This window comes from Paraburkholderia fungorum, assembly GCF_046027605.1.
Lineage (GTDB): Bacteria > Pseudomonadota > Gammaproteobacteria > Burkholderiales > Burkholderiaceae > Paraburkholderia > Paraburkholderia fungorum_F.
In genome coordinates this window covers 1-25,453 of the sequence record NZ_JAQQEF010000030.1, presented here as the reverse complement: position 1 = coordinate 25,453, position 25,453 = coordinate 1, and the positions used below count along the sequence as shown (strand labels likewise).

Annotated in this window: 15 protein-coding genes; 13 read left to right on the top strand and 2 right to left on the bottom strand. The window is 62.3% G+C overall.

Features of this window, described 5'->3' with window-relative positions:
* Positions 1-78: 78 nt before the first annotated feature.
* Complete coding sequence (locus PQR53_RS32780; RefSeq protein ID WP_179732997.1) at positions 79-384, top strand: single-stranded DNA-binding protein; 306 nt, start codon at positions 79-81, stop codon at positions 382-384.
* A 1,208-nt stretch (positions 385-1,592) separates the two neighbouring features.
* Here the strand turns inward: PQR53_RS32780 and PQR53_RS32775 are convergent.
* Positions 1,593-2,471 carry a LysR family transcriptional regulator gene (locus PQR53_RS32775; protein WP_408463661.1) on the bottom strand — a complete coding sequence of 293 codons (879 nt, stop codon included), beginning with the start codon at positions 2,469-2,471 and terminating at the stop codon, positions 1,593-1,595.
* Positions 2,472-2,580: 109 nt separating this feature from the next.
* Here PQR53_RS32775 and PQR53_RS32770 point away from each other — a divergent pair, with 109 nt between their 5' ends.
* From PQR53_RS32770 to PQR53_RS32730, 9 genes are all read left to right on the top strand, one after another.
* Positions 2,581-4,347, top strand: a complete 1,767-nt coding sequence (locus tag PQR53_RS32770; protein ID WP_408463659.1) for an acyl-CoA dehydrogenase family protein — start codon at positions 2,581-2,583, stop codon at positions 4,345-4,347.
* Positions 4,344-5,609: a CaiB/BaiF CoA transferase family protein gene (locus PQR53_RS32765; RefSeq protein WP_408463656.1), complete on the top strand. Its 1,266-nt coding sequence runs from the start codon at positions 4,344-4,346 to the stop codon at positions 5,607-5,609. Before PQR53_RS32770 ends, PQR53_RS32765 begins: the two co-directional genes overlap by 4 nt.
* A gap of 76 nt (positions 5,610-5,685) precedes the next feature.
* A complete protein-coding gene (locus tag PQR53_RS32760) occupies positions 5,686-6,999 on the top strand; it encodes an MFS transporter (RefSeq protein WP_408463654.1) in 1,314 nt (437 codons plus the stop codon).
* A gap of 112 nt (positions 7,000-7,111) precedes the next feature.
* On the top strand, positions 7,112-8,620 hold the full coding sequence (gene cuyB / locus PQR53_RS32755; RefSeq protein ID WP_408463651.1) for a cysteate racemase: 1,509 nt from the start codon (positions 7,112-7,114) through the stop codon (positions 8,618-8,620).
* Between the two features lie 371 nt (positions 8,621-8,991).
* The gene (locus PQR53_RS32750; protein WP_408463648.1) at positions 8,992-12,015 is read left to right on the top strand and encodes a helix-turn-helix domain-containing protein; all 3,024 of its coding nucleotides are present in this window, start codon (positions 8,992-8,994) and stop codon (positions 12,013-12,015) included.
* 173 nt (positions 12,016-12,188) lie between these two features.
* The gene (locus tag PQR53_RS32745) at positions 12,189-12,494 is read left to right on the top strand and encodes a hypothetical protein (RefSeq protein WP_408463645.1); all 306 of its coding nucleotides are present in this window, start codon (positions 12,189-12,191) and stop codon (positions 12,492-12,494) included.
* A 357-nt stretch (positions 12,495-12,851) separates the two neighbouring features.
* Positions 12,852-18,737 carry an excinuclease ABC subunit UvrA gene (gene uvrA, locus PQR53_RS32740; RefSeq protein WP_408463643.1) on the top strand — a complete coding sequence of 1,962 codons (5,886 nt, stop codon included), beginning with the start codon at positions 12,852-12,854 and terminating at the stop codon, positions 18,735-18,737.
* Between the two features lie 155 nt (positions 18,738-18,892).
* Positions 18,893-20,329, top strand: coding sequence for a TldD/PmbA family protein (locus PQR53_RS32735; protein WP_408463640.1), 1,437 nt, complete (start codon positions 18,893-18,895; stop codon positions 20,327-20,329).
* Complete coding sequence (locus PQR53_RS32730; RefSeq protein WP_408463637.1) at positions 20,329-21,690, top strand: TldD/PmbA family protein; 1,362 nt, start codon at positions 20,329-20,331, stop codon at positions 21,688-21,690. The genes PQR53_RS32735 and PQR53_RS32730 overlap by 1 nt, the downstream gene beginning before the upstream one ends.
* Before the next feature lie 35 nt (positions 21,691-21,725).
* Here the strand turns inward: PQR53_RS32730 and PQR53_RS32725 are convergent, their stop codons facing one another.
* Positions 21,726-22,070: a DUF4148 domain-containing protein gene (locus PQR53_RS32725; RefSeq protein WP_408463634.1), complete on the bottom strand. Its 345-nt coding sequence runs from the start codon at positions 22,068-22,070 to the stop codon at positions 21,726-21,728.
* A gap of 363 nt (positions 22,071-22,433) precedes the next feature.
* Here PQR53_RS32725 and PQR53_RS32720 point away from each other — a divergent pair, with 363 nt between their 5' ends.
* The 3 genes from PQR53_RS32720 to PQR53_RS32710 are packed head-to-tail and all read left to right on the top strand — an operon-like array spanning position 22,434 to position 25,267.
* Positions 22,434-23,111: a response regulator transcription factor gene (locus tag PQR53_RS32720; RefSeq protein WP_408463631.1), complete on the top strand. Its 678-nt coding sequence runs from the start codon at positions 22,434-22,436 to the stop codon at positions 23,109-23,111.
* A gap of 13 nt (positions 23,112-23,124) precedes the next feature.
* Positions 23,125-24,522 carry a sensor histidine kinase gene (locus PQR53_RS32715; RefSeq protein ID WP_408463628.1) on the top strand — a complete coding sequence of 466 codons (1,398 nt, stop codon included), beginning with the start codon at positions 23,125-23,127 and terminating at the stop codon, positions 24,520-24,522.
* A 34-nt stretch (positions 24,523-24,556) separates the two neighbouring features.
* Positions 24,557-25,267: a winged helix-turn-helix transcriptional regulator gene (locus PQR53_RS32710; RefSeq protein ID WP_408463625.1), complete on the top strand. Its 711-nt coding sequence runs from the start codon at positions 24,557-24,559 to the stop codon at positions 25,265-25,267.
* Positions 25,268-25,453 lie beyond the last annotated feature (186 nt).

Below are 25,453 nucleotides of genomic sequence, written 5' to 3'. Positions count from 1 at the left end.
GCGGGTTATCGTGGGATCATGTGCGCCGTGCTGGGCGATATTGCTTTTTGCACGGTACGGAATAACAGGAGCAGGGCGATGATCGATGGACTGGTGGGCGGGCGATTGTACGGCGAGGCGCAGATTCGCACGGGACAGAACGGGAAGCGGTTCGTGACCTGCAAGGTGCGGGCGACCACCAACGATGGCGATACGATTTTCGTCAATGTGATTGCGTTTGATGATGATGTGCAGGCGGCGCTGCTTGCGATTGCTGATTCAGATAGTGTCGCGTTGAGTGGGGCGTTGACGCCCAAGGTTTGGACTGACAAGAATGGGTTGGTTAAGGCCGCTATGGATATGGTTGCACATAAAGTGCTTGTGGGGTATCGGGGGGAGGGGTGAGGGTTTGTTTGCCTGCGGCGTTGGGGTTTCCTTGGTTTGTTTGCCTGCGCGGCGTTTGGTTGTCTGTGCTTTTATGGCGTTGGCCTTTCCTTGATTTGTTATTGGATTATTAGCGTTGCCCCTGTGCGGGGCGGCACCTACTTTTCTTTGCCGGCCGCAAAGAAAAGATAGGCAAAAGAAAGCGGCTCACACCGCTAGCTTATAAGCGGGTCCCCCGCACAGTCGCAGTAGTGGTGCATCTGGAATCCGTGCTCTCGCACATTCGGCGTCAGTGACTAAGCCGTCATCAGCGCCCACTCCGCACTGCGTGCGTCGCGGTTGGGTATGCTTGGGAAACCAGCCGCTTCGTTCACGCGCACAGGGGACCATCGGCTTCGCCTCGGCCAAGCGCCCCCCGCAAACATGATCACCTCCTTCAATTGAAATGTCGGTGTTGCACTTGCACTTGCATTCGCCCCATAGCTATGGGCGCACCCGCACCCGCACCCGCACCCGCACCCGCACCCGCACCCGCACCCGCACCCGCACCCGCACCCGCGTTGAGAAGCCGAAAGGCGGAGAACCGAGAAGCCGGAAAGCCGGAAAGCCGAGAAGCCGAGAAGCCGAGAAGCCGAGAAGCAGAGAAGCAGAGAAGCAGAGAAGCAGAGAAGCAGAGAAGCAGAGAAGCAGAGAAGCAGAGAAGTTCAGAAGTCGAGAAGTTCAGAAGTGGAGAATCCGCAATTGGTGCCTCGGTGGCTATGCGATGACGAGCTAGGGTACGGGGCGAAACGCGAGGGCGAAGGCGTTGAGATTGGTGTTGTGAAATGCTCTTCGGCGCGCGCAGCGTCGCTGGAAGAATGACGGCTTTGTCACTGACGCCGAATGTGCGGGAGCACAGATTCCAGATGCGCCACTACCGTGACTGTGCGGGGGACCCGCTTAAGAGCTGGCGGGTTGAGCCGCTTTCTTTGCTTATCTTTCTTTGCGGCGGCAAAGAAAGTAAGTGCCGCCCCGCACAGGGGCAACGCTAATAGACCGATATCAATTCAAGGAAAGGCCAAAAATCCAGACGAGGAAAGGCCAAAAATCCAGACAAGGAAAGGCCAAAAATCCAGCTCAAGGAAAGCCCAACGCCGTAAGCAACCAGACAATAAGCGCCGCGCAGGCAAACAAAACAAAGCGCGCCGCGCAGGCAAACAAACAAAGCGCCCCGCGCAGGCAAAAAACCTTCATTTCCCCTCACCAAGATACTCAACAAACCGCTCCGCGACAGGCTCCGAATCCCCCGCCCTCCGTAACAACAAAACCTGCGATAAAAGCGTCTCGCCCTGCAAGGGCAAAAAGCAAACCCGTGGATCCTGCACCTGCCGCAAGGTAAACGGCACCAACGCCACCCCCATCCCGAACCCGACCATCGTCACCACGGTCTGCCACAACCGCGCCTCGTGCCGAATCAACGGACTAAAGCCCGCCCCGACACACTGCGCAATGATCAGATCGTGGTAATGCGGCGACACCGTCCGCGGAAACAGAATAAACGGCTCCTGCGACAACGCCCGCAGGTCGACCCTGCGCTTTCGCGCCAGCGGATGATCCACCGGCAAACAACACAAAAACGGCTCGGAAAAAATCGGCGTCGAAACCACATCCGACGGAAAATTGCCCCAATGCGCGCAGCCCATATCGATCTGCATCCGCTGGATCGCATGCACCTGTTCGCTGGTGTTCATCTCCTTCAGAATGATTTCGACGCCCGGATAGTCGGCCTCGAAACGCCTCACCGCCTGCGGCATGCCGCGGTACAACATCGAATTCACAAAGCCGATCCGCAAGCGGCCAGCCAGCCCGTGCGCCGACCGAACCGTGATGCGCTCGGCCTCGCCAGCCTGCAGCAGCAAGCGCCGCGCTTCGCCAAGCAACACCTGCCCCGCGTTCGTCAGGGCAACCGTCTTGTTGGTGCGCGCGAGCAGTTGCACCCCCAGCTGATCCTCGAACTTGCGAATGTCGAAACTGAGCGCCGGCTGCGATATGAACAGCCGCTTGGCCGCGCGGCCGAAATGCAATTCCTCGGCGACCGCCACGAAGTAACGCAATTGCTTCAGGTCCACGGCAGTCTCCGGTTCTTTTATCGATAAGCAACGTCTATCGTACCGGATATAAGTTGTATTAGACGATTATCGAAGCCGCTTCTATGCTCCTTCCACAAAGGAGACACGCATGAGCGAAATCATCACGCAGCCGGAGCACGGCTCGTCCAACATTCCCGACAGCCGCGGCATCAACTTCTTCAGCAGCGATCCTGACTTCGCCCGTTTGCTCAAACTGCATCTCGGCGACGCGCTGTATCGGGAACTTGAAGGCCAGCTCGTTTCGCTGGGCCAGCGCGCGTCCGACGAACTCGACGTCTGGGCACTGTCCGCCGACAAGAATCCCCCGCAATTGCGGCATCGCACCCGGCGCGGCGAAGCGCTGCAAAGCATCGACAAGCATCCCGATTACGTCGCGCTGGAACGCGTGGCTTACGCGGAATTGGGTCTGGCGTCGATGAGTCATGACAGCCGCGAAGGCAAGCAAGCTCCGCCGCCACTGGTCAAGTACGCACTGACATTTCTGTTCGTGCAAGCGGAATTCGGCCTGTGCTGTCCCGTCAGCATGACCGATTCGCTCACGCGAACGCTGCGCAAATTCGGCGCGCCCGAACTGGTCGCGCGATTTTTGCCGAGGCTGGCGTCGCGCGATTTCGACACGCTCTTCCAGGGCGCGATGTTCATGACAGAACAGGCGGCGGGCTCGGATGTTGCCCGTATCGCGACGCGTGCGGCGCTCGAAACCGGCGAGAACGGTGAGCAAGCGTGGCGTCTGTACGGCGACAAATGGTTCTGCTCGAACGCCGACGCCGATCTCGCGATGGTGCTCGCGCGCGTGGACAATGCGCCGGCCGGCATCAACGGCCTCGGACTCTTTCTGCTGCCGAAGACGCTGCCCGACGGCTCGCGCAACAGCTATCGGATTGTGCGTCTGAAGGACAAGCTAGGCAGCCGGTCGATGGCGAGCGGCGAGATCGTGCTGGATGGCGCCGTCGCCCATCTGATCGGCGACGTGGGGCGCGGCTTCCATCAGATGGCCGACATGATCAACATGTCGCGTCTTTCGAATGGCGTGCGTGCGGCGGGCTTGATGCGCCGCGCGCTTACCGAGGCGCTGAACATCGCGCGCAATCGCGAAGCGTTCGGCCGCAAGCTGATCGATATGCCGCTGATGCAGCGGCAATTGCTCAAGATGATGCTGCCCGCCGAGCAGGCTCGCTCAATGTTCATGCGGATCGCCTTGCTGCTCGAAAAGGCCGATGCGGGCGATCGGCAGGCAGCGAAATGCGTGCGCATCCTCACACCGTTGATCAAATTCCGTGCTTGCCGCGACGCCCGCCGCGTCACCGGCGACGCGATGGAAGTGCGCGGCGGCACGGGCTACATCGAAGAGTGGAGCGACGCGCGTCTCGTGCGCGATGCGCATCTCGGCTCGATCTGGGAAGGGACCAGCAACATCGTTGCGCTCGACGTCGCGCGCGCGGCCAAGCGGGACGGCGCGCTCGAACCGCTGCGCACGTATTTGCAGGATCTGCTCGGCACTGCCGGATTGCCCGCGGAGAGTCTCAAGGTGCTTCGTTCGACTTTGACGCGCGCTTGCGATGCGTTGGCCAGCGTCGCCGAGACCGGCCACGATGAATCGGTCCGGCGGGCGGGCACGGCCCTGTATCACGCCAGCACGGCTGTACTCATGGCCTGTGAAGGCGTGCGCCTCGCGCCGGATTTCCGGCGTCTCGCGCTGAGCCATCTGGTGTTGCGGCACAAGTTGTTGCCATTCGATCCGCTCGATGTGCGGACGTCTCCGGATGAAGGCGACGTCATTGATGCGCTGGTCAATGCCCGCAGCGTCACGCTCGACGAGGCACTGCAACTGCTACCGGCAGGGAGTGCGCAATGACCGGACCCGTGAACGACGGTGCGCAAGCAACCCGGGCACCACAAGCACCACAAGCACCACAAGCACCACAAGCACCACAAGCAGCACAAGGCGCGCTACAAGGCATCAAAGTCATCGATCTCAGCCGTGTGCTGGGCGGCCCTTACTGCACTCAGGCGCTGGCCGACCACGGCGCCCAGGTCATCAAACTGGAGCCGCCCGGCGGCGACGAAACGCGTGGCTGGGGGCCGCCGTTTTACGGTGACACCGCGTGGTACTTCGCGGGCGTGAACCGCAACAAGCAGGGCATCGCCGTCGATCTCTCGCGCGACGAAGGCCGCACCATTCTATGGAAGCTGCTCGAAGACGCCGACGTGCTGGTCGAAAACTTCAAACCCGGCACGCTCGCGCGCTGGGGCATGGACTACGAGCGCGATTTGCGCGAGCGTTTCCCGAAACTGATTCATTGCGCGGTCTCGGGCTTCGGCCCCGACGGCCCGCTCGGCGGCTTGCCCGGCTACGACGCCGCGATTCAGGCGATGACCGGCTTGATGAGCGTGAACGGTGAACGCGACGGGCCGGCGACGCGTGTCGGCTTGCCGGTCGTCGACATGGTCACGGGTTTGAATGCGCTGGCCGGCATTCTGCTGGCGCTTGCCGAACGCATCAGAAGTGGGCGTGGCCAATCGATCGATATCGCGCTGTACGACTGTGGCGTGTCGCTCCTGCATCCCCATCTGCCGAACTATTTCGGTTCGGGCCGCACGCCCCAGCGCAGCGGCAACGCGCATCCGAACATCACGCCCTACGACAGCTATCGCACCGCGACTGCGCCGATCTTTCTCGCCGTCGGCAACGACCGGCAGTTCGCGCGGTTGTGCGCGCATCTCGGCGCGCCGGAACTGGCGGACGATCCGCGCTACGTGGATAACCGCAGCCGCTGCGCGCATCGCGAGCCGCTGAAGGATGCGCTCGAAGCGCTGCTTGCATCACACGACTGCGAGCCGCTTGCACAGGCATTGATCAATGCAGGCGTGCCATGCGGGCCGGTGCAAAGCGTCGATGTCGTCGCGCGCCATCCGCACACGCTGCATCGGGGCATGGTGATCGAGATGGGCGAGTATCGCGGCACGGCGTCGCCGATCAAGCTGTCGCGCACACCGGCCACCTATCGCAGTGCGCCGCCGACGCTCGGCGGCGACACCCGCGAGGTACTCGACGCACTGGGCATCGACGCGGCAACCCAGCAACGTTTGCTCGAAGCGGGCGTGCTCAAAGCCTGAGCGCAGGCCAGCAGTTTTCCGGCGACGGCACGCAGAAGCCGCGCCATTCAAAAGAACGACCCTGGAGACGAAAGACATGAATCGCGAGTCAGACGACCACGCCGCAGGCCGGCAACCCACCCGTGCCGCAGCGGCGGCCTTTGTCGGCACCACGATCGAGTGGTACGACTTTTATATCTACGCGACCGCCTCCGCGCTGATTTTCGGCAAGCTGTTCTTTCCGGGCAGCGATCCGTTCTTCGCCACGCTGGCCTCGTTCGGCACCTTCGCAGTGGGCTTTTTTGCACGGCCGTTCGGTGGCCTCGTGTTCGGCCACCTGGGCGATCGCATCGGCCGCAAGAAGGCGCTCGTGGCCACGCTGGCGATCATGGGTGTCGGTACGGTCGGCATCGGTTTCCTGCCGACGTACGCGAGCGCCGGCGTCTGGGCGCCGGTGTTGCTGGTGCTGCTGCGCGTCGCGCAGGGCGTTGCGATCGGCGGCGAGTGGGGCGGCGCGGTGCTGATGGCAAGCGAACATGCGCCACAGGGACGGCGCACTTTCTTTGCGTCGTTTGCGCAACTCGGCAGTCCGGCCGGATTGATCCTGTCGTTGCTCGCGTTTCGCGCGGTGGCGTCGATGGATAAAGAGGCCTTTCTCAGCTGGGGCTGGCGCTTGCCGTTTCTCGCCAGCGCGGTGTTGCTGGTGGTTGGCTTGCTGATCCGTGCGGGTGTCGACGAATCGCCTGAATTCAAGGCGCTCAAAGCGCAACGGCGCGTGGCTGCGCTGCCGGTCGCCGAGGTGGTGCGCGACGCGTGGCGCACTTTGCTGCTGTGTCTGGGCGCGAATGTGATCGGCGTGGCCGGCGCGTGGTTCGTCAACACCTTCATGCTGAATTACACGACGCAGACGCTTGGGCTCGATCGGTCGTTGATTCTCGATTGCCTGTTCGTGGTGGCGTTCATTCAGTTGTTCACACAGCTAGGCTCAGGGTGGTTCGCGCAACGCATCGGTACGGGAAGGTTTTTGAAGGGCGCAGCGGCGTTGGCGATGCTGTCGCCTTATCCGATGTTCGCGCTGGTATCGACCGGGCGGCCGGTGGCGATTGTGATCGGCATCGCACTGGCGGTCATGTGCATGTCGAGTTCCTATGCCGTGATGGCGGGATTCATGTCGACTGCGTTCGCGGTAAGAGTCCGCTATTCGGCTATTTCCCTGTCGTACCAGGTGTGCGCCGCGCTGGCCGGCGGCCTGACACCTTTGATCGGCACGCTGCTCGCGCATCGGTATCCGGGGGCATGGTGGCCGCTGGCGGTGTTTTACAGTGTTCTCGCCGGGATCTCGCTGGTGTGCATCGGCACGTTGGAGCGCCGCAAGCGAGGCGCGGCGCAAGGTGTGGTCGAAGTGGCTTAGGTTCCGATGCGTTGCCAGGCATAAACCCGCTATTTCGTGGTTAAGTTCATCCCGAACCCCCAAAAGCATCCTAATATCGAGGCGAACTGAAAAAACGACGGGGGAAACCATCATGCATCGTCATCGTTCGCTAGGGGTTGTGACAGGCGCATCGCCGCTTGCCGGCGTCGACGTGTTGAGCCGGATGAGCGCGGCCTGGCGCCGGACAGGCGCGGCCAGGTCATTCGATTTCGTGCTCGAGCAGCAAGCATGGCCGGGACCGGCGTCGCTAAGCGCGGCGAGCGTGCCATTCAAGATCCATGTATTGGACACGATTCGCGCCTTCGAGAAACGCGGGGTCGACGCGATCGTCTTGCCGTGCTTTCTCAGTCACATCTTCATCGACGAACTCTCCGCGAACGTGGCGCTGCCGATCGCCAATCTCATGACCGCGCTCACGGCGCATGTGCGGCAGGTCTTTCCGTCGGTCCGCCGCGTCGGCGTGCTGACCTCCGACACGATCCGCAATAACGGCCTGTTCGAACGCTATTTCGACAATGCGCGGTTCGACGTGCTGCATCCGCGTAACGAAGAAGGTGTCGATCGCGTCACGAGTGCCGTGTACGGTGACGAAGGCATCAAAGGCGGACATCTGGTTGGCCGCCCAGTCGAATTGCTGCGTGCGGCTTGCGCGGACCTCATTGCTCAAGGCGCGGAAATCATTCTGCCCGGGCTCACTGAAATTCCCATGGTCGCGCACGCGCTCGGCGCGCTGGAAGTGCCGCTCGTCGACCCCAATCTGGTCTACGCGCGCTACCTCGCCACGGCGCAATATCCGCAGCGGGAGCGGCGTTTCAAGCTGGGCGTGGTGGGCGGTGTCGGCCCAGCGGCAACCGTCGATTTCATGGCGAAACTGGTGCGCAACACGCCGGCCGCACGCGACCAGGATCACATCAAGGTGATGGTCGAGCACAATCCGCATATTCCGGATCGCACCGAGGCACTGCTCGGTCACGGCGAAGATCCGACCCTCGCGCTCTACGCGGCCTGCAAGACGCTGGAAGAGGGCGGCGCCGATCTCATCGCGATTCCGTGCAATACGGCGCATGCGTTCATCGAACGGATCCAGCCGTCATTGACCATTCCGATCGTCAACATGCTGGCCTGCACCGCTGATTATCTGCGCGAGACCTTCCCCGGCCTGCGCGAAGTCGGCCTGCTGGCCACCTCGGGCACGCTTGCAAGCCGCGTCTACGAGAAGGCGCTCGACACGTGCGGCTTCGTGCAGATCGCGCCGGCCGCGGCCGCCCAGGCGCGGCTGATGAACGCGATTTATGGACCGCGCGGCGCCAAGGCGGGCTACACCTCGGGCGAGTGTTGCGATGACCTCGCCGCAGCGCTGGATGACCTGATCACGCAAGGCGTGCAGGTCGTCGTGCTGGGCTGTACCGAGTTGCCGCTGCTGCTGCGCGGTTCGACGCTGGCGCGGCCAGGTGGGCTGGCAGTGCGGCTGGTCGATCCGACCGACGTGTTGGCAAAACGCTGCGTGGCTTATGCGCTGGGCGAAAGCCCAGCGGTAGATGCGCGCAGTGCGCGAGGTGTTTTGGACACCGCCTTGTCTGTGCGTGTCAGCGCGATCTGAACGGCCGGCGTAATTAGAAAAATGTACAGCTGGGATATGTCAGGTTGAATGCGCGAGTCCGTTACGATCAAATCGAAGAGTGCGTAAGGCCACACGAGACAGTTGTGGCCGATGAGCTAGCGCAGGCCGGGTGCGGCAGCACACGCGCGACATCGTTAGACGGCAACCACCGTGCGGCTCGCAGGCCATGTTCGTGATGAGCGTGGACATGCGCCCGAATACTCGAATCCAGTAAGCCAATGCGCCGTACCCGCGGCGGTGTTTTGCCGAGGGCGGCCAGGGTCTGCGCGTGGATACCTCTTCTATGGCGATTCGTCGATGACCGATTGATCGGTGAGTCGGGACGTGGGCTGAGAACAGGGAGTATCAAAATGAGCGTAACCGTCGTTCAGCGCAATGCAGTCGATCCTGAGGAGTATGGAGTACCAGGTAACGTGCGTGATGCAGCGTCGTCCGTACAGGAGGGCGTGCAGTCGAAAGCGGATGGGCAGCCGGCAAGGCAGCAGGCGATGCATCAGATGCTTCGTTCAGGGAAGGATCTGACGAAATATGACGCGCAGGGTAAGGAGCGTAAATCGGTGGCGCCGGCGAATACCGCTGCGCATTGCGCGCCGAAGGGGAGTGCGGCCGTGCAGCCGTCTACGCTGGGGCGCGTCCAGACTGCGATGGCGCGTCAGGGAAACGCTCCGGACGCCCGTGCCGGCAACGCGGCAGTGGCGGCTTCGGCCAGTGTTGGAGCTGGTGTATCACCGGCCAGCAACGCCGCCCAAAAGTTCATTGACCGATACGACGGCGGCAGCGGCAAACCATCGCTGAACTATTCAAACGATCAACGCGCGGCCAGGCAGCTTGCGCAGTATTCGGACCTCTCGTTGACAGGGCTGCCGCCGTCAACCGTCAAGGATGACCAGGCCATTGTCGGACTGACCGCACAACTCGCGCAGATGGATGAGTCGACGCGCGAGTCCTATTCCGCCCGCGCAATGAAGGCGCTCCAGCAGCCACCGGCGCAACGGAGTGCGGCGATTGCCGCGCTCAAGGCCGATGTGTCGAAGGAGCTGAGCAATATCGAGCAGGATCCGGTTCGCCGTCTCGCTGCGATGTTTAACGCGCCGGTCGGTGTCCAGTATCTGCAAGACGGAGGACGCGCTCAGATGAGGGCATTGCGCCAGCACTATGAAGCCTTTGTCGCTCCAGGCGCGAGCGACGCGACGCGTGCACAGGCACTCAAGAGCGCCGTGCAGCTCAAGAAGCAGATGCAGACGGACATCCAGAAGGCGGTGACCACGCAGACTGCGAGCGAACAGCAGGCATGGACCGCGTCGACGCAGCGGGTCGAGCGGATCCTGAACGAAGCGGAGCACTACACCGCCCAGAACATCCGTCTGCCGACGTATACGGACGACCCGCAATGGAATGACAAGCGTGCCGAGGCATACGCGCAGACATACGGTTATCAGTCGATCGGCGAAAAGCTATTGTCAGATGACGGACTGTCGCAGCAGGAGCGCGACAATCCCGGCTATTGGCATGCGCCGGGCATGCAACGCTCCGCGAACGAGAAGGCGCGTGACCTGCTGATCTTCCAGCAAGGGCTGAACGATCCGAATTCCATCATCTTTAAGCGCGTCCATGCGCTGGAATCGGGCGCTGTGCATGAACTGACCGCGAACGGCGACAAGGGCCACTATCTGGATCAGGTCGGGACGCCGAAGCTCTACTGGGACATCGGCCAGGCGTTGCCGCAGGCGGACGGAAAGTATGTGCAGAACCTGGCGCAGAAATACATCGATACGACAAAGGACCTCGACCAGAAAAGCCGGCAGATGATGCGCGAGCACACGCCTGATACGCTCGACAAGGTCCTCTATGCAACGGGCAAGGTGCTCAACAGCCTGATGCCGCTGCCGGGGATGGACTGGTTGGCCGGCCAGTTGCTGGATGCGGCGATACCGAACCACGGCGGGTTGAGTTCGGGAGAAGAGGCGGTGCTCGACACGACGCTGATGATCGGCGGCCTGCTGATGGGCGGTCTCGACAAACTACCGATGCTCAAGGGCAAGTTCGGGCTGGGCGAAGCTTCGGAAATGGAGTTGGGGAAGTTGCACCCGGTCGAGGCCAACGTGGAACCGTCGTTGCCGATGTCGGCAAAGGAGCGGATCGCGCGAAGCCTCGGCGCACTGCCGGACCCAACTGCCCCCAAGGCGCCCCAGCAGCCGAACAGTCCGTCTGGCGAAGCGGGATCGGTCCAGAAAACAGGGGCGGCAGGCTCGGAGCAGGCGTCGGCGCCTCGCGCGGAAGGGCTGCCGGTTCCTTCGTCATACGAAGAGTCGCGGCCATCGGGCGAACTGGACTGGCGCAACAACGTGTTCGTCGACAAGCAGGGCGGCCGGCATATCGAGAAGGACGGCCACTGGTACAAGGTGAAGTACGACGCGGACAACGGCACGCTACGGGTGATTCATCCGCATGATGCGAGCAAGCCGACGTATCCGGTGCGCATCGCCGCTGATGGAACGTTCGAGGTACATGGCGACGTGGGGCTTAAAGGGGGCGGCCCGAAACCGACGCCGGAGCTTACCCCGGAGCAGAAGCGCGAGATACTCCGGCGGCTAGATGGATGGCAGACGCAGCGGCAGGTGGCCGATGCTATGGGCTTATCGCCAGAGCGGGTACGGCAGGTCGCACATGAGGAGGCTATGAGGGTGCGGGACGAGATACGTCAAATTCCGGACGATACGCTACACGGGATTATGGAAGGGCTCAGGCGGGGGCTAAGCGTGGACGACGTGGCTGCGGGCACGAAGACATCATATGCCACCGTGCGTAGCGTTGCCCAAGAGTACGGTATAGCGCTGGCAATCGACCGTCGCGTCCCGATAGAGACTAGGCAGGCGGCTGCCGACATGCTCTCCGCGGGGCGCTCCATGGCTGAGGTTCACAGCCGGTTTAAGTTGAAATATAACGTAGTGAGGGCAATCGCCCATGAGTACAACCTGGTCGTTCCCGTACGCCGTGGCGCGATACCCCCGAAGACCAGCGAGGAGGCGATTGATTTGTTGAAGGAGGGGATGAAGCCCGCCGCTGTGGCGAGGAAGCTAGGTGTGGCAAAGGCTACGGTGTACAGAATAGCGCGCGACAACGGTATAGCCCTACCGTCTGTTTCAGGTATTGCCCTGGATGTACGCCAGCAGGTCATCGACCGGATGAATCAAGCGCGGGCACAGAAGACCATGGGGGAGCAACGGGAGATAAAGGAGAACATTTCAAAGGATCTCGGGATTTCGTCGTCAGCGGTCGACCGGATTTATGGCGAATACAGACTGGAAGAGGGCGCGCTCGATGCCTTTGCCGAGGCGGATCCCGCGATGCTAGATGCGCTTGAGGGAACATAGCAAGGCGCGAGGCGCGGGCTTCCGTTTCCCCGCAACCGGGTACGTCGACAGGCCGGGAAACTGGGCACCCGGGCGCGGTGGGTTCGTCGGAACCTGCCCCGAAACGTCAGCGTCTAGAACCAGACGGCAGCGCCGCTGCGGCGGAGTCAGAGGGCGGATTGATCCCGGCGTTTATGGACGAAGTCCTGGACAGTCTCGGTCCGGCGAAGTTGCAATTGGTACAGGACCTCATAGACGACGTTATTCTCCAGCAGCAAGCCGCGCAGTCGCATCCGGTAGCAGCTGGTTCGCCCCAGCCGGGGACCTCGAGTGGTGGCGAAACCAGGCCTGCAGGCCAGCCGGAACTCGAGGGCGAGAGTCCGCAGCTTGCCGCGGATGCCCAGGCGATCGCCCAGTCTCTTTCCGACGAACAGATTGCCTATATTTTGAACCTCCTGGACCAGGGCAATATCCCCGACACGGAGAACCCGCATCAGTGAAATACAGGTCGGGTTGGTTTTAAGGTTTCGGCTGTTCTGCTGACCCACTTCGACTGCGCCCGGTCCGCTTGTGAAAGCGCCGGGCGCGCGGTCATTTTCCACCGACGCATGCTCGCCCGCGCGCGACCCTGACCATCGCCGACAGGCGGTCCGGCATGATTCTGCCGCTGAGACCCACGCGCCATACCCTACGCCGATCCGTAGCCTCCAGGATAGAAAACTGTATAAATATACAGTATAGTAACCCCCTGCAACCTGGGTCTTTGGCGTGTCTTCCCGCCGGCTCGGGCACACTGAACTTGCGCGGTCGCGAGGCGTCCGTGAGAGGTGGTCCACTCATTCAGACGGTCGGAAAAATTGGCATCTAACGGAATCATCCGCATTCGCGGCGCACGCCAGCACAACCTGAAGAACGTCGATCTCGACGTACGCACCGGCGAAATGACGGTCGTCACCGGCCCCTCCGGTTCAGGTAAATCGAGTCTCGTGTTCGACACTTTGTACGCGGAAGGGCAACGGCGCTACGTCGAAACCTTCAGCGCCTACGCCCGGCAGTTTCTCGACCGCATGGACCGGCCGCAAGTCGACCGCGTGGACGGCGTGCCGCCCGCCATCGCGATCGACCAGACCAACCCGGTGCGCAGTTCGCGTTCCACCGTCGGCACCATGACGGAGCTGAACGATCACCTGAAGCTGCTGTACGCGCGCGCGGCCGAGCTGTTCGACCGCAAGACCGCGCACCAGGTGCGCCACGACACGCCCGAAACGATCTACGCCGAATTGCTTGAGCGCACGGCGGAGCATGACCCGCGGCTGGTCGTCACGTTTCCGGTCGAGTTGCCGGAAACGGCCTCCGAGCAGGAAGTGGAGCAGTGGCTTTCCGCGAGCGGCTACACGCGCGTGCAGGCGCAGCGCGAAGTCGATTCGCCCACCGGCAAGCGCAAGCTGCTCGACGTGGTGGCCGACCGCTTCCGTTTGCGCTCGGTCGACAAGCAGCGCGTGGTCGAAGCCATCGAGGCGTCGCTCAAGCGCGGCGCCGGCCGCGTCAACATTTACGTGCTGCCCGCCGCGCCGGAGGCGCCGGAAGCCAAAGAAGCCGAGCCGCAAATCTGGCGTTTCTCCACCGGCCTGCACAGCCCCGAGAGCGATCTGCGCTATGCGGATCCGCAGCCGGCGCTGTTCTCGTTCAATTCGGCTTACGGCGCATGTGAGGTCTGCCGCGGCTTCGGCCGCGTCATTGGCGTCGACCTCGGCCTCGTGATCCCCGACGCGCGCAAGACCCTGCGCGAAGGCGCCATCAAGCCGATGCAAACGCCGGCCTGGAAAGAGTGCCAGGACGACCTGATGCGCTATGCGGCGAAAGCCGATATCCGCCGTGGCACGCCTTGGGGCGAGCTGACGGACGCCGAACGCGACTGGGTCATCAACGGTTCGCCGGATTGGAACGGCAAGTGGCAAAGCCATTGGTACGGCGTCAAACGCTTCTTCGAATATCTCGAATCGAAAGCGTACAAGATGCACATCCGCGTGCTGCTGTCGAAATACCGCAGCTACACGCCGTGCGAAACCTGTGGCGGCGCGCGTCTGAAAACGGAATCGCTGTTATGGCGCCTCGGTAACAAGCAGAATGCGGATGAGGGGCTGGCGCCCGAAAAGCGCTTCATGCCGCGCGGCGTCGAGTGGACGCGGGCGCAACTGGAATCCTTGCCGGGTCTGACTGTGCACGATCTGATGCTGATGCCGATCGAGCGCATCCGGCGGTTCTTCGACGAGATCAGTTTGCCGAGCACACTGCTCGACGACGCACTCAAACTATTGCTCGCCGAAGTGCGTACGCGTCTGAAGTATCTGTGCGACGTCGGGCTCGGCTATCTGACGCTCGACCGGCAAAGCCGCACGCTCTCGGGCGGCGAGGTGCAGCGGATCAATCTGACCACGGCGCTGGGCACGTCGCTGACCAAAACCCTGTTCGTGCTCGACGAGCCGAGTATCGGCCTGCACCCGCGCGATCTGAACCGGATCGTCGAGGCCATGCATCGGCTGCGCGACGCGGGCAATACGCTGGTGGTGGTCGAACACGATCCCTCGGTGATGCTCGCTGCCGATCGCCTGATCGACATGGGCCCGGGGCCCGGCGAACGGGGCGGCTCGATCATTTACGACGGTGTGCCCGAGGCGATCCGCTCGTCCGGCACGCTGACCGGCGAGTATCTTGGTGGTCGCCGGCACGTGGCGGACGCGGCGCACTGGTCGCAGCGGCCGGTGGATGCCGGCACGCCGCGCATCGTGCTCGAAGGGGCAACCGAACACAATCTGCGGGACGTCAGCGTCGAAATTCCATTGGAGCGGCTCGTCTGCGTAACAGGGGTGTCGGGCTCAGGCAAGTCCACCTTGCTGCAGGATGTGCTCTATCCGGCCATGGCGCGGCATTTCGGTCTCGCCACCGAATCGCCCGGCGCATTCAAAAGCCTGACCGGTGCCGACCAGGTCACAGACGTCGTATTCGTCGACCAGTCGCCGATCGGCAAGACCGCACGCTCGAATCCGGCGAGCTACGTCGGCGCATTCGACGAAATCCGCAAGCTGTTCGCCAAAGCGCCGCTCGCGCAGCAACGCGGCTACGGCCCCGGCATGTTCAGCTTCAACTCCGGCGACGGGCGCTGCCCGACCTGCGGCGGCTCGGGTTTCGAACACATTGAAATGCAGTTCCTGAGCGACGTCTATCTGCGCTGCCCGGATTGCGACGGGCGCCGTTATCGTGCGGAACTGCTCGAAGTGAAAATCGAGCGCGGCGAGCCGGCGCGCGCGTTGAGCATCGCGGACGTACTGGAACTGACGGTGAGCGAAGCCACCGCCTACTTCGCGAAAGATGCCGAAGTATTGCGCGTGCTGCAGCCCATCGTCGATGTCGGCCTCGAATACGTGAAGCTCGGCCAGCCGGTGCCCACCTTGTCCGGCGGCGAGGCACAGCGGCTCAAGCTTGCGGGCTTTCTCGCGGAATCGGCGCAGGCACGTACCGCGCGCAGCGCAAAACAGCCGGTCGCAAAACGCCTGTTCATGTTCGACGAGCCGACCACCGGCCTGCATTTCGACGACATCGCCAAACTGATGCAGGCGTTCGGCAAGCTGCTGGCGAGTGGTCATTCGCTGATTGTGATCGAACACAATCTCGACGTGATCCGTGCAGCCGACTGGCTGATCGACCTCGGCCCTGAAGGCGGTGACGGCGGTGGCAGGGTGCTGTGCGCGGGCACGCCGGAAGACGTCAAGCTCTGTGCTGAGTCGCATACCGGCGAAGCATTGCTGCAATACGACCGCGCGATGAATGCAGCGGCCGAACCTGCGTCGCAGGGCATTCCACTGCAGAAGGCACTGAGCGCGGCGCGTGCGCGAAGGGCGATTGAAGGCGAGGACGTGGTGCGCATCGTGAATGCGCGCGAGCACAACCTGAAAGCGCTGGATGTGGATATTCCGCACGGCAAGTTCAATGTGATTACCGGCGTATCCGGTTCGGGCAAGTCCACGCTGGCCTTCGACATTCTGTTCCACGAAGGGCAACGCCGTTACCTCGAATCGCTGAACGCATACGCACGCTCCATCGTGCAGCCGGCCGGGCGCCCCGAGGTGGACGCGGTCTATGGCATTCCACCTACCGTCGCGATCGAACAGCGTTTGTCGCGCGGTGGCCGCAAGAGTACCGTGGCGACCACCTCCGAAGTCTGGCACTTCCTGCGCCTGCTCTATGTGAAGCTCGGTCTGCAACATTGCATCCACGACGGCGCGCCGGTCACATCGCAAAGCGTCGAATCGATTGCGGCGCAATTGCTGCGTGATCACAAGGGGCAACACGTCGGCTTCCTCGCGCCGCTCGTCGTCAACCGCAAAGGCGTCTATACCGACCTCGCGAAGTGGGCGAAAGCGCGCGGCAATACGCATCTGCGTGTGGACGGCGAATTCGTGCCGGTGGACCCGTGGCCCAAGCTCGATCGTTTCCGCGAGCACACCATCGAATTGCCGGTGACCGACCTCGTCGTGTCGCCGGACAAGGAAGCGGCGCTGCGCCAGGCGCTCGACCAGACGCTCGAAATCGGCAAGGGCGTCATGCATCTGCTGGCGCCGCTCGACGGCTTGCATGACGCGATCAGCGGCGGCCATCCCACCGCGAAACTCGGTGCGGTGAAGGTCCTGTCCACCAAGCGCGCCTGCCCGGTCTGCGGCACGAGCTATCCCGAACTCGACCCGCGCATGTTCTCGTACAACAGCAAGCATGGCTGGTGCACGACCTGCGTCGGCACGGGCCTCGCGTTGACGCGCGAACAACGCGCGGCGTACGACGATACCGTGATGGCCGAGGACAATCGCGGCCGCGAGCAGAGTTTGCCTTCAGAGGAACAGGAACCGGAAGGCCTCGTCGACGAACCATGTGCGGATTGCGGCGGCACGCGTCTGAACCCGACCGCACGCGCGGTCACGTTTGGCGAGCAGGCCATTGTCGACGTCGCGCAATGGACGGTGTCCGACACGCGTGCGTGGATCGATACGTTGGAGATGACTGGCCGGGACGCGGAAATCGCGCGCGACGTGGTGAGCGAAATCGGCAGCCGTCTGCAATTTCTGGAGGAAGTCGGGCTCGGTTATCTGAGTCTCGATCGCGCGGCGCCGAGCCTGTCGGGCGGCGAAGCGCAGCGTATCCGGCTTGCCGCGCAACTGGGCAGCAACCTGCAAGGCGTGTGCTACGTGCTGGACGAACCGACCATCGGCTTGCATCCGCGCGACAACCAGATTTTGCTCAACGCGTTGCGCAAGCTGGGCGAAAAGGGCAATACGCTGGTGGTGGTCGAGCACGACGAGGACACGATCCGGCGTGCCGATCACATCATCGATATCGGGCCGGGTGCGGGCAAGCGCGGTGGCACGCTGGTCGCGCAAGGTAGTGTGGCCGATCTGTCGGCGCAGCCCGATTCTCTGACCGGGCAGTTTCTCGCTCATCCGATCGTGCATCCGTTACAGCCGCGCCGCGAGGTGGTCGCGCCGAGCAAACGCGCAGCCGCGGTGCCGGAGAACTGGCTGACGGTGCACGGCGGGAACTTGCACAACCTGCAAAACGTTACCGTTGGGATCCCGCTTTCGCGTCTTGTCGCGGTGACGGGTGTGAGCGGTTCAGGCAAGTCGACGCTCGCGCGCGACGTGCTGATGGCCAACTTGCTGGATGCGGTCGGGCGTTCGGTGCTGTCGTCGCCGGCCACGCGGCGTGCGCGCGCGGCGGCCGAGACGCAACCGGCGGCGAACCGGCGTTCAAGCGTGTTGGCGCGCACGGCGCCGCGCGCGCCGCTGAACGTCACGCACGCCTGGCAAGGCTGCGCTGCGATCACCGGTTGGGAAACCATCGACCGTGTGCTCGAAGTCGATCAGACACCGATCGGCAAAACACCGCGGTCGTGTCCGGCAACTTACATCGGCGTATGGGATGCGATCCGCAAGCTGTTCGCCGGCACGCTCGAAGCGCGTGCCCGTGGTTATACGGCATCGCGTTTCTCGTTCAACACCGGCGAAGGACGCTGCCCGGCATGCGAGGGGCAGGGCGTGCGTACCATCGGCATGAGCTTCCTGCCCGACGTGAAGGTGCCATGCGACGTTTGCCACGGCCAGCGCTTCAATCCGGAAACGCTGGCGGTCACATGGCGCGGCAAGAACATCGGCGACGTGCTGACCATGGAAATCGACGAAGCCGTCGAGTTCTTCGGACCGATCTCGAACATCGCGCATCCGTTGCAATTGATGAAAGACGTCGGGCTCGGCTATCTCACGCTGGGCCAGCCGTCGCCTACGTTGTCGGGTGGCGAAGCGCAGCGTATCAAGCTCGTCACCGAGTTGAGCAAGGTGCGCGACGACATCACGCGGCGCGGTCAGAAGCCGCCTCATACGCTGTATGTGCTGGACGAGCCGACTGTCGGCTTGCATATGGCGGACGTCGCGAAGCTGATTCGCGTACTGCATCGTCTCGCGGACGGCGGCCATAGCGTCGTCGTCATCGAGCACGATCTCGACGTGATCGCCGAGGCGGACTGGATCATCGATCTCGGTCCGGAAGGCGGTGTCGGCGGCGGCACCATCGTCGCCGCTACGGACCCCGAGGGATTGTGCCGCGTTGCCGCCAGCCACACGGGTGCGGCGCTGCGTCCGGTGCTCGCGCGAGCGCAGAACGATGTGGCCGTGGTGGCAATAGAGGGCACGAACGGCTGAGCTAGCGGAACGGTGCAATAGGTCTTGCGCCTTTCCTGCCGGGCTGTTCGTTCTGATTCTGAATAGACGCTTGCGCACAGCAGTACACGCAGCCAGAAATACCCAGTCGCTGCCGGCGTGGTCCGCGGGCGCGGCAGATTCTATGAGACCCATCCATGATTGACGAACGTTGGGCGCAAGCCGCCCTGTCGCTTACGAGCCGTGCGGCGTTCTGGTCGCTGCGCATTGTCGATGAACAAGTCGACGATCACGAGATCCGCAACGACATCGCGCAACCCATGCGCACGGTACGCGATCGCGGCGCGATGCTGACCGCATGGGTGGGCGCGGGAGCGGGCTATGCGGCTACCCCGAATCTGAGTGCCACTGGCTTGCAGGAGGCGCTGAATCTGGCCACGGCGCGCGCGGAAGCGAGCGCGGCCTTATCGTTGATCGACCATCGCGAGGTGGCGCGTCCTGCGGTGAGCGGCCACTACGTGTCGCCGAATGCGCAGCACGCGTTGCCGAGCCGCGCCGAATGGTTGGAGCGCCTCGCCGTGGAATGCGCGGGCGCGAATCTCGACGCGCGGATTGTCGAACGCGTCGCGGCCGTGCAGATTACGCATACCGATCAGCTCTACGTCACTGGCGACGGCGTACGGATCGATCAGCAGTTCCAGTTCGTGATGCCGCAATTGAGTGTGGCCGCGCACGCGAACGGCGATACCCAGGTGCGTACTCTTGGCGGCAACTACGGCACCCTGGGGCAGGGCGGCATGGAGGTGCTGACGCGCTTTGGCTTCGAGGGCTCGGGCGCGCGTGTCGCGAATGAAGCGCTGCAATTGCTGGCCGCGCCCAATTGCCCATCGGGCAAGCGCGATTTGCTGCTGATGCCCGATCAGATGATGCTGCAGATTCACGAATCGATTGGCCATCCGCTCGAACTCGATCGTATTCTCGGCGACGAGCGCAACTTCGCCGGCTGGAGCTTCGTCAAAAAGGACATGTTCGGCTCGTACCGCTACGGTTCGGAACTGCTGAACGTGACCTTCGACCCGGAATTGCGCGAAGAAGCGGCAGCGTACGCATTCGACGACGACGGCACTGAAGCGAAGAAACACTATCTGATCCGCGACGGCGTGCTCGAGCGTCCGCTCGGCGGCGCGCTTTCGCAGCAACGCGCGCAGATGGCGGGCGTGGCGAATTCACGCGCGTCGAACTGGAACCGGCCACCGATCGACCGGATGGCGAATCTGAACATCGAACCCGGCGAGAGCTCGCTGGAACAGATGATCGGCAACATCGAACACGGCATTCTGATGCGCACGAATACGTCCTGGTCGATCGACGACCATCGCAACAAGTTCCAGTTCGGTTGCGAGTTCGGTCAACTGATCGAAAGCGGCAAGCTGACTCAGATCGTCAAGCAACCGAATTATCGCGGCATCTCGGCGAATTTCTGGCGCAGCCTGAGCGCGGTGGGCAACGCTGACACGCGCGAGGTTTACGGCACGTCCATGTGCGGCAAGGGTGAGCCGGCTCAGATCATTCGCGTCGGCCACGCATCGCCGGCGTGTGTGTTCAGCAATATCGACGTGTTTGGAGGCGCATGATGAGCCAGTTCATGTCGTCGCGTTCTGCGGTGTTGGTCGATTGGCAACAGCATTTCACGTCGCTTGCAGATGCGATCGAAAGTTTGCAGCAAGGCGCGGAAACCACGCTGAGTTCATTCGCCGGCGAGCAGTCCGACTTTATCCGCTTCAACGCGGGCAAGGTGCGGCAGATCGGCAGTGTCTCGCAAGGCAAGCTGACCTTGCGTTTGATCGACGGCGCGCGGCAGGCCTATTCGACGTTGACCGTCTGCGGCGATCTGCAACAGGATCTGGACGAGGTGAGCGCGGCGCTCGCCACCTTGCGTGAAAGTCTGCGCGGTGCGGCGGACGATCCGCATCTGTTGTTCGACACGTCGACTTGGCAGCGCACCACCCAACGTTCAGGCAAGCTGCCGGAACCGGAGAGCCTGTTGCGCATCGTTGCCGAATGCGCACAAGGACTCGATTTCGTGGGCTTTTATGCGGGCGGCACGATCGTGCGCGGTTTCGCGTCCACGAGCGGCAGCCGCGGCTGGTACGAAGTCGATAACTTCAATTTCAGCTGGTCGCTATACGATCCGAGCGGCCGCGCGATCAAAACGACTTACGCCGGCGACGCGTGGAGCGAGGCCGTTTTCGCCCGCAAGGTCGAGCAGGCCGCTGCGCGTCTGCCCATGCTCGCGCGCACGCCGCGCACCTTGGCGCCCGGGCGCTATCGCTCGTATCTCGCGCCTGAAGCGCTCGCGGAATTGCTCGGCGTGACGGCATGGAGCGGTTTCTCCGCGCGCGCCCAGGCGAGTTCGCGTAGCGAGCTATATAAACTGCATGTGGGAGAAATCGCAGTCGACCCACGCGTCACGATCAGCGAAGATCTGAATCTCGGCATTACGCCTGGCTTTAACGATGACGGCTACCTGCGCGAGAGCGTGCCGTTGATCCAGTCCGGCCACAGTGCCGAACACCTGACCAATGCACGCAGCGCGCGCGAATATGGATTGACGCCCAACGGTGCGCTGGCGAACGAGTCGCCCGCGGCGCTCTCGATGCAAGCGGGCGATCTGCTTGAAGAAGACGTGCTGGCGAAACTCGATACCGGTCTCTACATCGGCAATCTCTGGTACGTGAATTTCTCGGACCGGATGAATTGCCGCCTAACCGGCATGACGCGCTTCGCGACCTTCTGGGTCGAGCACGGGCAAATCGTCGCGCCGCTCGAAGCCATGCGTTTCGACGACAGTTTGTACCGTGTCCTCGGCAGCGAACTCGAACAACTCGGCGCGCAAGCGGAACTGCTCCTGAGCGATTCGACATGGGGCGAGCGCGCCACGGGCGGCATGCAATTGCCTGGCATCCTGACAAGGTCGTTCGAATTGACGTTGTGAGCCTGTGAATCAAGACGCGCCGCTAAACGCTCACACTAGCCCGCCGGGGTCGCCGATACTTGCGAAGGCGCCATGGTGGCTGAGCTTTGCGAAGTTGTCATGTTTGCGGCCGGCAGGCAGTCGGCGCGATATTCGGCTTGCACTTTTTGTTCTGCCGCTTGCAGATCGCTGGGGTATTCGTCATCGTCGCCGCCGGGGTTGTAGCCGACCGCTTCCAGTTCGCTAAGCTCCTGCATCAACTGTTTGTGCGTGACTTCGCCTTTGAGTTGTTTGAAGGGGTAGCTGTTGCATTGCTGCGGCGTGAGGCCGGGCGCGGCCATTGCCGATGCGCTGCCGATCAGCAGAAGGGTGGCGACGAGTGTGCTGGTTGCGAGTTTCATTTTGATACCATCCACGATAAAGGTTCGAGTCGGACCGCAAGGGAAGCAGCGGGATGGCAGAAGGTTAGTTGAGGCGTCCTACCGGAGTGACGTCGGGGAAATGAAATTTGTTTTAGTGTGTGGTCGTTCGTTTTCAACGGACTAACGGCGAACTTAAATTTTTCTTCATGAAGCGGATATTCACTCGCCATGTAAGCGCGTGTAGCCTGCACACAAGCAATGAGGCAAAGCGGCGACAGCCGTCGAATCGCACGCCCGTGCTCTGAAACGCGCAAGCCGAATATGGCATCATGTCCTACTACTGATAACCGGTCGTGCCCGCCGCTTGCATCGGTAGAGCGGGCTGCGGCGCATGCAATGATCATGTCGCGAGTACTGACGATCGAAGACGATGAAATTACCGCGACTGAGATTGTCGGGGAACTGGAAAGCCGCGGCTTCACCGTCGATTGGGTGGCCAACGGCCGTGACGGTATGGCGCGCGCGCTCAGCAAGGATTACGACGTCATCACGCTTGACCGCATGCTGCCGGGCGTGGACGGTCTCACGATCCTCACCACCATGCGCAGCATCGGCATTCAAACGCCGGTGCTGATGTTGAGCGCGCTGGGCGATGTGGACGAACGGGTGCGCGGCCTGCGCGCCGGTGGCGACGACTATCTGACCAAGCCTTTCGATCCCGAAGAAATGACCGCGCGCCTCGAAGTGCTATTGCGCCGCAGTCAGGTACCGGCCACATCACTCGAAACGCATCTGCGGGTCGGCCCGCTCGAGCTCGATCTGATTTCCCGCAAGGTTCAGCGCGATGGCGAAGAGATCGACTTGCTGCCCACCGAATATCGCGTGCTTGAATTCATGATGCGGCAGGCGGGACAGACCATCACACGCACCATGCTGTTCGAGGCGGTGTGGGGTTACCACTTCGACCCGGGCACCAATCTGATCGACGTGCACATGGGCCGGCTGCGCAAAAAAATCGACCCCCCCGGCGTCACGCCAATGATTCAGACCGTGCGGGGCTCGGGTTATATCCTCGCATGAGCAGGGCATTCTGATGGACCCAACCTCCCCGGTTCAGTCCGCGCTCGGACAGCGCTGGCATTCCACCACGTTTCGCCTGCTATCCATCTATGCGGTTATTTTTTCGCTTTCGGTGATGCTGTTGCTGGGCTATATCGGCTGGGCCGTGACCGGCGATATGGAGCGCGAGACCGATGTGGTGATGGACTGGCAACTGGTCTACTTCGATTCAGTGCCTGACGCGGGTCTTGCCGACGCGATTCATCGGCGTATCGAACACGAGCGCATGCACACCAATTACTACGGTCTGTTCGCCGCGGACGGACATCTGATGGCCGGTGACGTGCTGAAGTATCCGTCGCAATTGCCCACTGATCGCTCCGGCGAAACGCTCGACCTCGTGCTTTCGCTGGTGCGCAACGACCAGACGCCTGTGGTTCGCGCTATGGCCGAACGGCGCAACGACGGCTCGACGCTGGTCATCGCGCGTGATCTGACACATATCCTGCGGATTCGCGAGACCATCATCAACGCACTGGTGGGCGGCGGAATCGTGTGCCTGCTGGCGGGCGTGGCGGGGGGCCTCGCGCTGAGCGTGCGGCAGATGCGCCGGCTGAAAGCGATCCGGCGGGTCACGCAGCGGATTGCGCAGGGCGATCTCGCGCAGCGCTTGCCGATTGGCGGACGCGATGAAGTGGATATGCTCGCGCATCTGGTGAACCATATGCTCGCGGAAGTCGAGCGTCTCATGAATGAAGTGAAGGGTGCGTGCGATGGCATTGCACACGATCTGCGCACGCCGCTCGCGCATGTGCGAACCTTGCTGGCGCATGCGGCGGAGCGCACCAATACGCTCGACGACGCCGCGCTGTCGAAGCTCGTCGAGCGCGCTCGCACTGAGACGGATGCATTGCTCGACCGCTTTCGCGCGATGTTGCGTATCTCCGAGATCGGCACGCTGAAGCGGCGCGGTGGTTTCGGCGAAATGCAACTGGAGACATTGGTGGAGGAGGTGGGTGAACTCTACGAACCACTCGCCGAGAGCCGCTCGATTCAGCTATCCGTGGATGTGCAACCCGTCGACGCGATTCATGGCGACCGTGCGTTGCTGTTTGAGGCCTTGAGCAATCTGGTGGATAACGCGATCAAGTTCACGCCTGAAGGCGGGGCGGTGCGCATGGAACTTCGACAGACTTCGGCGGGGCCACAGGTGGATATCGTCGATAACGGGCACGGCATTGCCGCGGATGAGCGCGATGCGGTCCTGCAGCGCTTTTATCGTGGGGAAAGTACCCGGCACCTGGCTGGATCGGGGTTGGGTTTGAGCATTGTTTCAGCGGTGATGCGGGTGCATGACTTCACGATGAAGATCGGGAATGCGAAACCTGGCACCCGGATTAGCATCGAATGCTGGTCGAGGACGCTTGCATGAGGTCTGGTTTCTTTCTTGTCATGGCAGGTGGTAAATGCGCATCCTGTTTGTTGGACCTCCTCATCCGGAAGCTGCGTGGCTGTTCAAGGCGCTGCAAGAGAGCGCGCATAGTCTGCAACGGGCTGACGATCTGCGGGACGGGGTTTTTCTTGCTTCGCAGGAACCGTACGATGCGGTTGTCTTGATGGTGCTTGAGGTTGGGTTTTACTCTTCTTTGCAGGGGTTTATTGGAGAGTTCGCTGCGGCGGCGAATGGGGCGGCGATTGTCGCCGTGCTTGGGATGGCCACCGCGCGGGATCGGACAAGGGTTTTGCGCGCCGGCGCGGATGCGTGTTTTTGTCAGCCTTATTCGTTTATTGAAATGCATGAGAGGATGGCCGCTTTGCAGCGGGTTGGGGGCGGGCGACTGGCCGTCGGCGGGGGGGCTGGGTTTTCTGCCGCGGCTTCTGTTTTGCCCGCTGAGGGTGGGGCTTGCCTGGATGCCGCTACGCGGGAACTCGTTTTTGGCGGACGGCGGGTTGCCGTTACGCGGCGGGAGTTTCTCTTGCTTGAGTGCCTGTTGAAGCAGGTCAATGCGCCGGTGGCAAGGGATCAGCTGATCCGTTATGCGTGGCCGGAGAAGGAGGATGTTGATCCTTCTAGTGTCAATCTTGTTGTGTCCCGGTTGCGGAGGAAGCTTGTAGGGGATGTGCCTCAGGTGAGGATTGAGACTGTTAGTCGGTTTGGGTATCAGGTTTCTGTATAAAGGGTTTTTCTTGCGGGGCGCTTTTGGGGGGTGTTTGCCTGTGGTGTTGGGGTTTTCCTGGTTTGTTTGCCTGCGCGGCGCTTGTTGTCTGTTTGCCTACGGCGTTGGCCTTTCCTTGCTGTGTTATTGGTGTATTAGCGTCGCCCCTGTGCGGGGCAGGCACCTACTTCTCTTTGCCGCCGCAAA

Bases quoted from the DNA above. Each gene is read 5' to 3' on its own strand.
- PQR53_RS32780 (WP_179732997.1), top strand. From the start codon at position 79: ATGATCGATGGACTGGTGGGCGGGCGATTGTACGGCGAGGCGCAGATT.
- PQR53_RS32770 (WP_408463659.1), top strand. From the start codon at position 2,581: ATGAGCGAAATCATCACGCAGCCGGAGCACGGCTCGTCCAACATTCCC.
- PQR53_RS32765 (WP_408463656.1), top strand. From the start codon at position 4,344: ATGACCGGACCCGTGAACGACGGTGCGCAAGCAACCCGGGCACCACAA.
- PQR53_RS32760 (WP_408463654.1), top strand. From the start codon at position 5,686: ATGAATCGCGAGTCAGACGACCACGCCGCAGGCCGGCAACCCACCCGT.
- cuyB (WP_408463651.1), top strand. From the start codon at position 7,112: ATGCATCGTCATCGTTCGCTAGGGGTTGTGACAGGCGCATCGCCGCTT.
- PQR53_RS32750 (WP_408463648.1), top strand. From the start codon at position 8,992: ATGAGCGTAACCGTCGTTCAGCGCAATGCAGTCGATCCTGAGGAGTAT.
- PQR53_RS32745 (WP_408463645.1), top strand. From the start codon at position 12,189: ATGGACGAAGTCCTGGACAGTCTCGGTCCGGCGAAGTTGCAATTGGTA.
- PQR53_RS32735 (WP_408463640.1), top strand. From the start codon at position 18,893: ATGATTGACGAACGTTGGGCGCAAGCCGCCCTGTCGCTTACGAGCCGT.
- PQR53_RS32730 (WP_408463637.1), top strand. From the start codon at position 20,329: ATGAGCCAGTTCATGTCGTCGCGTTCTGCGGTGTTGGTCGATTGGCAA.
- PQR53_RS32725 (WP_408463634.1), bottom strand. From the start codon at position 22,070: ATGAAACTCGCAACCAGCACACTCGTCGCCACCCTTCTGCTGATCGGC.
- PQR53_RS32720 (WP_408463631.1), top strand. From the start codon at position 22,434: ATGTCGCGAGTACTGACGATCGAAGACGATGAAATTACCGCGACTGAG.
- PQR53_RS32715 (WP_408463628.1), top strand. From the start codon at position 23,125: ATGGACCCAACCTCCCCGGTTCAGTCCGCGCTCGGACAGCGCTGGCAT.
- PQR53_RS32710 (WP_408463625.1), top strand. From the start codon at position 24,557: ATGCGCATCCTGTTTGTTGGACCTCCTCATCCGGAAGCTGCGTGGCTG.